This is a genomic window from Paraglaciecola sp. 2405UD69-4 (assembly GCF_047525415.1).
GTDB lineage: Bacteria > Pseudomonadota > Gammaproteobacteria > Enterobacterales > Alteromonadaceae > Paraglaciecola.
Map to the genome: position 1 here is coordinate 368,292 of NZ_JBLIXM010000003.1, position 12,820 is coordinate 381,111.

Below are 12,820 nucleotides of genomic sequence, written 5' to 3' on the forward strand. Positions count from 1 at the left end.
ATTGGCTCTAATGCTAATCAGTCACGATACTAGCTTTGATAATAGATACATCTTCACTAGGCCGTCCATTTCGCGAGCCTAAATTTTCCATTGCTTCTAACACTTCCATACCTTGGGTGACTTGGCCAAAAATGGTATGTTTTCCGTCTAACCAAGGGGTTGCGGCAAAAGTAATAAAAAACTGACTTCCGTCGGTGTTTGGGCCTGCATTTGCCATGCTGAGCATACCTGCTTCTGTATGCCTAGTATTAGCATCAAACTCACCAGAATAAGCGTAACCTGGATTACCTCTCCCGGTTCCTAGTGGATCGCCCCCCTGAGCCATGAAGCCGGGAATAATGCGGTGAAATACTAAACCGTCATAGAAACCTAAAGTTGTAAGATAAATTGTACTAGAGACATGCATAGGAGCAATTTCGGGCATAAAGGTGATCTCTATATCCCCATGACTTGTCGATAGTTTCCAAAGGTAAGTTGCTCCCTTAGTAAAGTTTAGTTCGGGAGGCTTGGGTAAATCAGTTTTCCAATTTTCGGTAGTTTTATCAATATCTTGCTGGGTAATAAACTGTTCAGCTTGCTTAATTGCTTTATCTGTAAACAAATCGCAGCTTGAAAACAAAAGCACGAAAATTACAGTGATACAAAATGGGGTGTTTAATGAGAAGTGCTGCTTCATATAAGAGGTCTTAACGTCAGTTAACTAGATCTCTAGTTTAAACACCTTTGAATTTCGTTGAAAGTTATAAAGTTGCTTCTTTTTAGCAGGCAGGTCGTCAAGGGTAGCCTGTTTAAAGCCTTGCTCTTGAAACCAATGTGCTGTGACAGTGGTTAATACAAATATGGTGCTGAGCCCTTGCTGCTGTGCATGTTTTTTAATGGCTTCGAGTAACCGTTCACCACGATTTCCTCCCCTGTAATCAGGGTGCGTAGCGACACATGCTAATTCTCCCATTTCATCTTCTGTATAGGGATAAAGTGCAGCGCACGCTATGGTCATGCCATCCCTTTCAAGTAGCATAAAGTGTTCAATTTCTTGCTCGAGCCGCTCTCTTGAGCGGGTGACTAATATCCCTTTTTCTTCTAAAGGTTTGATTAGTTTTAAAATACCAGCCACATCTTCAACATTTGCATGTCTTAGTTGCTCATATGAACGTTGCGATATTAATGAGCCTGCGCCATCTCGAGTAAACAGCTCTTGTAATAGCGCACCGTCTTGACGATAACTTACACAGTGACAACGGCTAATACCAGCTTCTAAACTAGAGATTATGGCTTCAAATAACTGCTTCTCGGGTGCATAAAACGGTTGGGTAAGCATGTCGTTAATTTGATCTAACTCTATGCTTCTAAGTAGCCTTCCGTCCTCAGATATCAAACCGTCTTGCTCTCTGAATAAGATTAACTTGTCAGCATTTAATGCAATGGCTGCATTAGTGGCGACATCTTTATGTGAAAGGTTAAAAACCTCGCCTGTGGCGGAATATCCCATAGGAGGTAAAAGTACGATAGAGCCATCGTTGAGGTGATCGTTAATACCATCTACATCAATACGTCTTACTAACCCAGTATTTTCGTAGTCAACGCCATCTTGTACTCCAATAGGCATAGCGACTACTAGGTTTCCTGAACACACTCTTATTTGTGAGCCATGCATAGGAGAGTTAGCCAACCCCATAGTGAGTAGTGCTTCAACTTGGGATCTTACAGATCCAGCCGCATCTTTTACACACTCTAGGGTAGGCTTATTTGTAATACGTACATCTCGATGGAATCGAGGTGTTAAGCCCCTAAGTAGAGCTCTTTCATCAATTTGTGGTCGTGCACCATGTACTAATACTAACCTGACACCTAAGCTATTTAATAGCGCGATGTCATGGATGATATTGGCAAAGTTTTCATCTTCGATGGCCTCACCGCCAAACATCAATACAAAGGTTTTACCCCTGTGAGCATTGATGTAGGGCGCCGAATTACGAATAATTTTTACGCTATCGATATGAGATACAACCACTATTGAGTCCTTAGCTACTTTTGGCTAATTCAGCATCTAACGCTGCAGTTACGGGCTTAATACCTGTGCCACCTAAAATGCTGCGTTTATCTACTAGATATTCAAGTTGCAGAATTTCGTACACGTCATCTTCAATCAAGTCAGAGTACTTTTTAAGCTCTTCTAGACTAAGTTCTTCAATGGCTTTTTTCTGCTCTAAAGCAGCCAATACGACTTGACCTGAAATATCATGTGCCGTTCTAAAAGGAATGCCTTTAGCAACAAGGTAATCAGCCAATTCAGTTGCGTTTGCGTAACCTTCACGGGCAGCTTTTGCACAGCGCTCTGAGTCTAACTTGATGCTGTCTATCACTTCACAGGCAATACATAGACATATGTGCCATTGAGTTACCGCATCAAGTAGGCCTTCTTTGTCTTCCTGCATATCTTTATTGTATGCCAAAGGAAGACCTTTCATTGTCACTAGCATGCCTTGTAAGCTGCCAAACACACGGCCACATTTCCCTCTCATTAGCTCTAATGCATCAGGATTTTTCTTCTGCGGCATTAACGATGAGCCAGATGTTACTTCATCACCTAAGGTAATAAAGCCAGCTTCACCAGAGTTAAAGAAAATTAAATCTTCAGCCATACGAGACATATGCATCATGCTAGTACTTGCAGCAAATAACAGCTCTAGTACAAAGTCACGATCCGATACTGCATCTAAGCTGTTTAAACATGGGCTGTCAAAACCAAGGTCGTCAGCTATTTCTTGACGATCAATTGGGTAGGTTGTACCAGCTAATGCACCGCAACCAAGTGGAGATTGGTTTAAACGAGCTCGTAAGTCCTTTAATCGGCTAATGTCACGCTTAAACATCTCTACGTAAGCTAAACACCAATGTGGATAACGTACAGGTTGAGCTCGTTGTAAATGGGTGTACCCAGGTAAGATCACTGTTTTGTTTAGCTTAGCTGTAGCAACAAGCGAGGCTTTTACGTTTTCTAGATCGGCAACCAATAGATCAACATGCTCTCGGGTCCAAAGTCTAAAATCAGTGGCTACTTGGTCATTACGGCTACGGCCAGTATGTAATTTACGGGCCACATCACCTAACTGTTCGATAAGGGTAGCTTCCACAAAACTATGGATATCTTCTTCACTGCTAGCATCAAAATCTAGGGTGCCATCTTCTGCTTTAACTAATAAAGCCTGCAAAGCACCTTCTAATTGTTGTTGTTCGTCTTGTGTCAATACGCCTGCTTTACAAATAGCTTTTGACCAAGCAATTGAGCCTCTAATGTCTTGACTTGCTAAAGCACGGTCAAAGGGTAATGAATCATTTACCCTTCTAAACATGGCGCTGCTACCGTCTTGAAAGCGGCCTCCCCATAAACTCATTATTCTATCCCTGTATTTTTAAAAGCTATGCCTTTTTTGTTCATGGCATCTATACGGCTAGATAAGCTGAATAAACGAATAAAGCCTTCAGCATGACTTTGGTCATAAACATCGTCTGCACCAAATGTTGCAAAATCTTCAGAGTATAAACTGTTGGGTGATTTTCTTTGAACAACTGTGGCTTGACCTTTGTATAGTTTAACCACTATTTCGCCCGTTACTTTTTGTGCAAAGCTTGCGGCACCGGCCAATAACGCATCATTTAACGCAGTAAACCAGCGGCCATCGTACATAACGTGAGAATACTCTAAACCAATTTGTTCACGGTATTTCAAAGATGCTTTATCAAGCACCAAACACTCAAGGGCTTTGTATGCTGCCATCATAACTGTGCCACCAGGAGTTTCGTAACATCCGCGAGACTTCATGCCTACTAAACGGTTTTCTACTATATCGATACGGCCCACACCGTGTGCGGCAGCAATCTTGTTTAGTTTCATTAGTACGCCATAAGGAGTGAGCTCTTCTCCATCTACCTTAGTGAGTTTACCTTGGTCAAATGTAAGGTGAACTCGTTCAGCTTCATCTGGCGCATCTTCTGGGTCAACTGTCATTGTCCAAATACCTTTGGTAGGTTCACACCAAGGATCTTCTAGTTCACCACCTTCATGGGAGATATGCCAAGCATTTGCATCTCGGCTATATATTTTGGTGATTGAGGCAGTTGTTTTGATGTCTCTTTTAGCTAGATAGTCTAGTAAGTCTTCACGAGAAACCATGTCCCATTCACGCCAAGGAGCGATAACAGTTAGCTCAGGTGCTAAGGCTGCAAAGGTACCTTCAAAGCGCACCTGGTCGTTTCCTTTACCTGTACAACCATGACATAGCGCATCTGCACCTACTTTACGTGCAATTTCAACTTGAGCTTTGGCTATAATTGGGCGGGCCATAGATGTACCTAAAAGGTACTCGCCTTCGTATACCGCACCTGTGGTAATGGTTGGATAGATATAATCGGCAACAAACTCTTCTTTTAAATCAACTATGTAACATTCGCTTGCGCCAGTGGCGATTGCTTTTTCGTGTAACCCAATAAGTTCTTCTTCACCTTGGCCTACATCAGCAGCGAAAGCGATAACTTCACAGTCATAGTTCTCTTTTAGCCAAGGAATAATTGCAGAGGTGTCTAGTCCACCAGAGTAAGCTAATACCACTTTTTTGATAGGTTTGTTTTTTGCGATTGCCATGATATTTCCTGTTAATAGCAGTATCTCTATTAATGTTTTTTGATACTACGTTAGTGTATTTTTTTGCTAGGTTTGTTGTTACAACCTAACACTATTTTGTTTTTTGCAAACTAGAGTGAGTTTGCTATTTACGAATTCGGTTTAAAGTCTTTTGCTAACAATTCCACTAAAATTGCATTTTGACCATGCATGCGATTTTCAGCTTGTTGGAATAATAAAGATTGTTTTGAGTCAATCAAGCTTCCGCTTATTTCTAAGTCTCTATGCGCTGGCTGGCAATGTAGGACATAATCAGCACCTGTCTTTTTCATTAGCGCTTCGTCTATTTCATATCCTGCAAAGGTATCTTTAATATCAGCTAGAGGCGTATCATCACCCATAGATAGCCAAGTGTCTGTGTATAACACGTGAGCGCCAATAGCGGCGTCAATATCGTTACTTACAGTTAACTTGCCACCAAACTCAGCAGCACGCTTTTCTGTGATACTGGTTATCTGTGGGTCAACCTCGTGACCTTTAGGGGTAATGACTATAACTTCGCACCCTAAAGCGACACCCACTAACATTAAAGAATGTGTGACGTTATTTCCATCACCTATGTATGCAAGTTTTACTTTACTAAGATCGTCATAGTGCTCGCTAATAGTTAAGTAGTCAGCAACTGCCTGACAAGGGTGGTACATGTCACATAAGGCATTAATAACAGGTACTTTTGCTGATTCGGCTAATTCTTCAAGGGTGCTATGAGCAAACACTCTGGCCACAATAGCATCAGCCCAACAGGCTAAATTAGCTCCCATATCTTTTACATCTTCACGTCCTGCCAATTTATTTGACTGGCTGTCGAGGTAGACTAAATGCCCTCCCAACTTATTGATACCTATATCAAAGCTAACTCGGGTTCGCAGTGAAGGTTTCTCAAATAATGCGACAACAGATAATCCGTCTAACGCATTACGATACGCACTAGGGTTGCTTTTTATGGTTTTCGCTAATTCAAGCAATGCGGTTAATTGCTCTGCGCTCCAATCTTTAAATGAGAGAAGATCTTTTTTCATGATCATACCTTGTATATTTACTGCGAATTTAGTGCGTTGTTTTTGTTGAGGGCGAAATTTTGCTTCCAATTGCTTGTTGTTGCAACAGCCCGAGTAGTTTTTCTGAATTTTTCCAACTTGCGATAGTCACACTTCGGCCTAAGCTTGTCGCCGCGGTTAGTGCAGCTTGTACTTTTACAATCATACCATCTCGGATAACGTTTTCTTCAATTAGCTGTTCGATTTTTTCTTGATCTAACTGCTCAATTAAAGATTTTTCCGCATCAAGTACGCCAGGTACATCTGACAAGAGTAACAGTTGGGCATTAAGAAGCTGAGCGATAACAGTGGCTGCTTGGTCTGCATTGACATTAAGCAGGTTACCTGAGGTGTCAGCGCCAATTGAGCTGATAATAGGAAGCATACCTGTATCAGCGAGTGCATCTAAAAGAGTGCTTTGGGAAGCTTCAACTGTACCCACTGAACCAAGCTCTTCTCGTAACACTGTGGTGTTACACATATTACCATCGGCTAGGCTCAGTCCTACAGGAGTTATACCAGCGCGTATGGCTAGGCCGCAAAGCTGTTTATTTGCTGTTCCTGCTAATGCGCCTGTTATGTAAGGCATATGCTCTTTTGGGGTAACCCGTAAGCCGTCTATTTTTTGACTGGTTAAGCTAAGGGCACTTAATAGTTCTTCAACCATAGTGCCACCACCATGAACTAAAACTACTTGGTAAGAGCTTTGTAATTTGGAAATGGTATTTAATAGCTGTATTGCGATTTCAGGGGCTTGCATAAATGCCCCTCCCACTTTAATAACTAACTTTTGTTTGTCTGACATGATTAATTTACCAGCCCTAAGTGAGATTCGAATCCAAAGCGTAAATTAGCACATTGCATCGCCTGTGAAGCAGCACCCTTTAAAAGGTTGTCAATTGCACTAGTGACAATTAAATACCCTGTTTTTTCATCTAGTTTCCAAAATAAATCACAATGAGGGGTATGAGTCACATCATCCACTTTAGGCCAAGTATTCCTAAGCCTTACTATGGATGAACCGCTATAGGCTGACTGATAGGCTTCATTTACTTGGGCTGGTGTTGTGCCTGTCGGAGTCTTGACACAAATTGTGGCTAATATCCCACGTTTAAAATTACCAAGGTGGGGGGTGAAAATTACAGGTGTACCAAGGTAGTCAGTTATTTCAGGCTGGTGTCTGTGGCCTAGTACGCCGTAAGCTTGTAAACTCACTTCATTAAAACTGCTAGTTAAGGAGGCTTTACGTCCTGCACCTGAGACACCAGACGTAGCATTGATGATAGGAAGGTGGCCATCTTCAATGAGTTGCGCCTGCTGCAATGGCTTAAGAGCAGTTAAGGAAGCTGTTGGATAACAGCCGGGTACTGCCACCAAATTCGCCTTACTAATTTGCGCTTGGTGCCAATCAGCTAATCCATAAACAGCTTCATCTAATAAGCTCTCGGCTGTATGTTCAAAGCCATAAAAATCAGCAAAAACCTGTTTATCTTTAATTCGAAAAGCCCCTGATAAGTCCATCACAACTGCTTTTTTACCTGTAAGTTCTGGCATCCATTTGTGGCTGGCTTCATGGGGGGTTGCAAGAAAAATCAAGTCAAAGTCAGCAGCTAGCTCACAGAGCTTAGTCTCATCAATAGGCTGTAAGGTTAAAGTAATTTGATTAAATAACTTAGGATGTAACTCTCCTAAGGTTTTACCCGCATCAGCACTATGGCTAGATACATATAAACCGGCGAGCTCAAAATTTTGATGCTGGTCTACAATAGCGGCTAATTCAGCGCCAGTATAACCACTGGCTCCAATAATACAGGTTTTCAACATTAGAAACTCTCTATCAACTCTACTTAGAGTTGTACTTGCTTAAAAAGGGGAAAAAGAAAAATCACTCTTTACCAAAACATAACAGTTTAAAGTAAAGAGTGAGCTAGACGCCACAATTTCGGCTATCGTCGAAACAAAATATTGGCGAAGCTAGGCAGGGAAGTGTAAATAGAAATTAGGATGTGCATATTCGTTACGTTACCAAAATAAGTTAAGGTACTGACACTAGTAACATTAAATCTGTGTTCTATACCAATCTATAATAGGCGTAGAATGCCATGTATTGTATAGTTATGCAATAATAGTGAATAATTATTTAAGTGGGTGGTTATGCCAAATTTATCTTTCATAGAACACTATCAATCTATTATTAAAGTCCCTTCTATCAGTGCCTTTGATGAAAAAATGGATCAGACTAATAAACCACTAATTGAATTGTTAGCAGGCTGGTTTAGGGATTTTGGATTTGAAATAACTATTCAAAAAGTTCCTGATAGCCGAAATAAATTTAACATGCTTGCCAAGTTAGGTAGTGGTGAAGGTGGCTTATTGTTGTCAGGTCACTCTGATACTGTGCCTTTTGATGAGGGGAGGTGGCAAACAGATCCTTTTGATATGAAACAAAAAGATAACAAATTGTTTGGTTTAGGTAGCTGCGATATGAAAGGTTTTTTTGCCTTTATTTTAGAAGCATTAAAAACCTTACCCCTGCAAAAGTTACAAAAGCCGCTGTATGTCTTAGCCACTGCTGATGAGGAAACGTCCATGGCGGGCGCTAGGTTTTTTGCCCAGCAACAATTAATTAAACCGGACATGGCGATTATTGGCGAGCCAACAGAGCTGGTTCCTATATATAAACATAAAGGTCACATTGCACAAAGCCTTAAAATACAGGGTAAATCTGGTCATTCAAGCGACCCAGATAAGGGACTGAATGCAGTAGAAATTATGTATCAGGCGATTGGCCAATTGATGGACTTACAGACAAAGCTTAGAGCTAAGTATCATGATGATAGTTTTTCAGTGCCCCATGTCACTATGAATTTAGGCCATATACATGGAGGAGACAGCGAGAACCGTATTTGTGGACATTGTAGCCTTAATTTTGATTTGCGTGCTGTTCCAGCTTTACCTGACGAGCAAGCATTGGCTTTAATAGACGAAGCATTAGCGCCAGTGTTCTCTAAATACCCTAATCGTTTGAGTTTGGATTTGATGTACCCTAGTGCGCCAGCTTTTGCCTGTAGGGACGAACAAAACATTTTAGCTTTAGCTGAGCGATTAACCGGTAAAAAATATCAAAGTGCAAATTACGCTACAGAAGCCCCTTTTATTAACCAGCTTGGATGCGACACTATTGTGTTAGGGCCCGGAAGTATTGAACAAGCTCATCAGCCAGATGAATTTATATCTTTAGACTATGTTAACCCTACAGTAACTATACTGCAGCAAATGATAGGTAAGGTGTGTTTTTAAAAACTGTAGGTTTAATGCTTTTATCTTGTTACCCTTTTTTACAAACCTAAAATGTAAGGCTTAGAAATCGATGCAAAAAACCATTGCTTTGGTCGCCCATGACCACAAGAAACCAGATTTAATCAAGTGGGCTTTGGCCCATAAAGAAGAGTTGAGTAAACATAAGTTGGTGGCAACGGGAACCACTGGAGGCCTGTTACAAAAAGAGTTGAATTTAGATATTCACTGTTTTAAGAGTGGCCCACTCGGTGGTGATCAGCAAATTGGCGCGTTAATCGCTGAGAGAAAACTAGATTGCCTAATCTTTTTCTGGGATCCATTAAACCCAGCACCTCACGATCCAGATGTAAAAGCCCTTTTGCGTTTATGTTCAGTATGGAACCTGCCTGTTGCTTGTAATATGGCCACCGCTGACATGTTAATTACTTCACCATTTTTCGTTGAAGGCTCTACTTACCACAGAGATATTCCGGATTTATAGTGCGCATTAGTCCTCTTAAATTTTAGCTAAGTGAACTCAGTTGCTAAATAAACAAGCCTGGCCATAAGCCAGGTTTGTTTATAAGTAGCCTATTTTCATTAGCTACTTATTGCAGCTGCTTCGTTAGGACGAACAGTTAATAGGTGACTTAAGGCCGAAATGATAAAGCTAGTGCTTTTTGACGGGGCTTGAGCATAGAACTCCTCCCATGCTTGTGTCTTATGCTCATCATAGTTAGCTTGGTGGTCTGGGTATTTGTCTATATGAGCTAGGTTAACAGCATGACCGATGGTTACGTCTATTACTATGGCTTCATCAATTTTCAAACTTGGATTTTGTTCAAAAAAGCTTGCTAAAGCTTCCAGCGCCTCAATGGTTAGCTGTCGATATTCAGCGGCCTGTATGTTGTTAAGCATGTGTTCTATTAGTAAGGCAAAAGCTTGTTCGCCCTCTGTCATATCACTTAATACTATACTGCTGGATATCCGGTTACGTTTATCTAACTTGTTACCGATAACTAAGCCACTGGTGTGGTGCAAAATTTTCCAAATTTTTGCCAAAAACTGGCTCGAACGGCGGTCAATAATACCTTGATGTTGTCTCCAAGCTAACCATCCTTCTTCTGGAACGGCTAATTCATCTAGCCCTAAATTTTGTTTCCAATTTAAAGATTGACTATTACCTTGAGCATGAAGCGTTTCCATTTTTTGAGGTAAGTCTGCCAAGATTTGGAAGTCTTCAAGTACAGACTCCAGTCTAGATTGAATGTCACAAGGTGACTGGTTCATTAAGGTTTCATAAGCTTGGTCTGCCGTGACTTTTTCAGTTCTGACAATTTGGCTTGTTAGTAAGATAATGAGCTGACTGACTCTAAGTGTTAATAGTTCGCTGAATAACTCAGGGCGAGATTTGATTAAAAGACCAAGATATAGCAATACTTCTTGGGTTAAAACTTGGTCTCGAACATCTTCACGGCAGTATTTTTTGATTCTATCGAGTAACTCATCATCACTTAGTGGTCGAGTGATAATTGAGTCATCATGATATGAACGACCTACTTGTATAAATTTTTGTGCTACTAGTAGATCGCCGACTGCTAGATCTATCTCGCCAACGTTCTTACCTTGTAAACCAGTAGCTTGACGTAACACTGACCATAGCCTTAAACGGCCAGCATGGGCATGTACCTCTTCTATGAGTTCATATAACTTACGTTTTTTCCCATCTAGTTCAATATCATGGTTGATAGAAGTTAATGCGACTAACTGGGTCAGCAGAGCTATTTGATGATACAAGTTACTCGCGCCAGCTAATTGGCTAGTAAGGGCTGCAATATTTGTTTCAAGGGCAATTTCTAGTTCTGTGCTTTGCAGAAGAGGTTGATGTTCTCCCTCAAGTGGCAACATGCAAGGGCGATATAATAGGTCTGCTAGTGGCGACTCAGGTAAATTAAGATCATGAATGTTTTCAATGTACTCAACGGTTGCTGTGTTAAGTAGTTGAGCCATATGTTGATGACGCACAGGAATGCCATCTACTTCACCGCTATCTATTTGTTTTATAAGTGTATAAAAACTATCTCTGTTGGTTTCTAAAAGATTGTGAGTCAGCAATACTGTGACAGTAGGCCGGCCTAGCTCGGTCCAATTTCTGTGTAAGTAGTTTAACTCCGACTTAAAGTGACCTACTAAAAAGTCAATGTCGTAACTAAGAAAGTGCTCTTGCTGCAAAAACGAAGGCGTAAGGCACACAGCTTGCTGCTTAGCCATCATGTAAACTCGGCTTGTTGTTAAGCTTTTTAAGCTGCGTTCATGGCGTCCAGTTAAGCCAAGTGGCGGGCATAAACCTATTTGACCATGCACTTTGGCAATGTGTTCAGGGAGATAAACTTTAACAGGAGATATATCGTCTAGGGTTTGTGTAGCGACACCATAAGTGGCAAGCTCTTGTTGCAAAACTACATCTTCGGCTAAAAGTACTATTTGCACAGTTGGTTTTTTAGCTTGCTTAAGATGACGTCTTCCAAGCGGGTCTAAGTCACCTCTACGAAGTAAATTATCCTCTAACATTGCACCTAGTAAGAATAAACTTTGAGCCCAAACTAAGGGTACATTATCGTTGGGTTCTCGTGGTTGAGAGCCAGGATTTGCACGTTCTTGCTCTATATTTTCTTCAGGGACAAAATAAAGTTCTGGCAGTAGCTGCTGTCCGTCTTGCTCAACTAATACTGTATTGAGGCGCTCACGGTAATAAGCTACTTTTTCTTTATCATCTCGAAAAATAGCGTCTAAATACAAATAGGTATAGAAGAGCGGCCACTCTGACTCTATGTGTTCGAATTGTTTTAGCTCTTGCTCTTCATAATGTAAACGGCCTTCATCTTCAATTGCGGTTTGGTGGCCGTCACGAAGAAATCGTTTAAGTCCATAATTACCTTCAAGTTTGTTGACTATATCGTCACGAACTTTTTGTAGTAGCTCTTTGTCTTTGACAGCAAAGGCTGGATATCCGATAACGCTAAGTAACGCTGCGTCTGTTTCCTTTGAGTTCGACTCTCTAGGTAACATGGCTGATAAGGTAATATTAGCTTGAGCAATGTTGTCGGGGACAACATGAATAACACTAGATTGGGCGCCTTTGGTACCATAAAGATTAAACCCTGATAGTGCCTCTAACGCGGCTTTTGCCATCCCCAGCGAGCTTGCATTGAGTTCTACATTGCCACTGTTTGTTTTAGCTCCTCGCTCCCAAATACCAAAATCTGGGGTGCGGTAAGCTCTTTCTATGTAGTACACCAAGTTTTGTACAAAGTTAACCTCTTCTTCTGACCAGATTAGATCGAGACCAGAAGCAATCATTTGGGTCATGGTGAGTAAAAATACTGAGGTGGCATCAATTTGCAAATGGCCCCATTCGTCATCACCTACAACTGGCTCACCTGTTGCTGTGTCGTACTTAGCGTGTAAAGAATCTATTGGAGCGCGGCTTTTTTTGAATTTTTCAATTTTATTGGATTGCGCCATCATGGAACGTAGCAAAGCTCGCATCAATTTCACTGTGCGCTGCTGGAGCTCGTACCCTCTGCCGTTGTCGTCATCAATATTGCGATAAGCAAGTGCTAAGCCCCATACAGCTAAAATACTGTAAACATTGTCACGTACCCAGGCATCTTGATAATTACCATGTACCGTCACTGCTGTACTTGCTGGCAAAAGGCCAGAAATAGGGTGCTGTTTGTTTAATATTACTTGCTTGACTTGATGATAATACTCATCCAGTTTAGTACGCAGTTGAATGTCTTCCATAAAATCTCCAGTTTGC

Annotated in this window: 10 protein-coding genes; 2 read left to right on the forward strand and 8 right to left on the reverse strand. The window is 41.2% G+C overall.

Annotated features, from left to right (window positions below):
• Nucleotides 1-13: 13 nt before the first annotated feature.
• The 7 genes from ACMUMK_RS13830 to argC form a co-directional block, all read right to left on the reverse strand.
• On the reverse strand, nucleotides 14-676 hold the full coding sequence (locus ACMUMK_RS13830) for a peptidylprolyl isomerase (RefSeq protein ID WP_414701733.1): 663 nt from the start codon (nucleotides 674-676) through the stop codon (nucleotides 14-16).
• 24 nt (nucleotides 677-700) lie between these two features.
• A complete protein-coding gene (gene argA / locus ACMUMK_RS13835) occupies nucleotides 701-2,011 on the reverse strand; it encodes an amino-acid N-acetyltransferase (protein WP_414701734.1) in 1,311 nt (436 codons plus the stop codon).
• Nucleotides 2,012-2,021: 10 nt separating this feature from the next.
• On the reverse strand, nucleotides 2,022-3,395 hold the full coding sequence (gene argH, locus ACMUMK_RS13840; protein ID WP_414701735.1) for an argininosuccinate lyase: 1,374 nt from the start codon (nucleotides 3,393-3,395) through the stop codon (nucleotides 2,022-2,024).
• Complete coding sequence (locus tag ACMUMK_RS13845; RefSeq protein WP_414701736.1) at nucleotides 3,395-4,642, reverse strand: argininosuccinate synthase; 1,248 nt, start codon at nucleotides 4,640-4,642, stop codon at nucleotides 3,395-3,397. Before ACMUMK_RS13845 ends, argH begins: the two co-directional genes overlap by 1 nt.
• Before the next feature lie 128 nt (nucleotides 4,643-4,770).
• The gene (locus ACMUMK_RS13850; protein WP_414701737.1) at nucleotides 4,771-5,700 is read right to left on the reverse strand and encodes an ornithine carbamoyltransferase; all 930 of its coding nucleotides are present in this window, start codon (nucleotides 5,698-5,700) and stop codon (nucleotides 4,771-4,773) included.
• Nucleotides 5,701-5,728: 28 nt separating this feature from the next.
• A complete protein-coding gene (argB, locus tag ACMUMK_RS13855) occupies nucleotides 5,729-6,523 on the reverse strand; it encodes an acetylglutamate kinase (RefSeq protein WP_414701738.1) in 795 nt (264 codons plus the stop codon).
• Between the two features lie 2 nt (nucleotides 6,524-6,525).
• Nucleotides 6,526-7,542 carry an N-acetyl-gamma-glutamyl-phosphate reductase gene (gene argC, locus ACMUMK_RS13860; protein ID WP_414701739.1) on the reverse strand — a complete coding sequence of 339 codons (1,017 nt, stop codon included), beginning with the start codon at nucleotides 7,540-7,542 and terminating at the stop codon, nucleotides 6,526-6,528.
• 330 nt (nucleotides 7,543-7,872) lie between these two features.
• Between argC and argE the strand changes: the two genes are divergently transcribed.
• Both argE and ACMUMK_RS13870 read left to right on the forward strand, forming a co-directional pair.
• Entirely contained in the window at nucleotides 7,873-9,018 is a 1,146-nt protein-coding gene (gene argE / locus ACMUMK_RS13865; protein WP_414701740.1) for an acetylornithine deacetylase, read from the forward strand.
• Between the two features lie 70 nt (nucleotides 9,019-9,088).
• Complete coding sequence (locus ACMUMK_RS13870) at nucleotides 9,089-9,499, forward strand: methylglyoxal synthase (RefSeq protein ID WP_414701741.1); 411 nt, start codon at nucleotides 9,089-9,091, stop codon at nucleotides 9,497-9,499.
• Between the two features lie 98 nt (nucleotides 9,500-9,597).
• Here the strand turns inward: ACMUMK_RS13870 and ACMUMK_RS13875 are convergent, their stop codons facing one another.
• Nucleotides 9,598-12,804, reverse strand: a complete 3,207-nt coding sequence (locus ACMUMK_RS13875; RefSeq protein ID WP_414701742.1) for a glycoside hydrolase family 15 protein — start codon at nucleotides 12,802-12,804, stop codon at nucleotides 9,598-9,600.
• Between the last annotated feature and the right edge of the window lie 16 nt (nucleotides 12,805-12,820).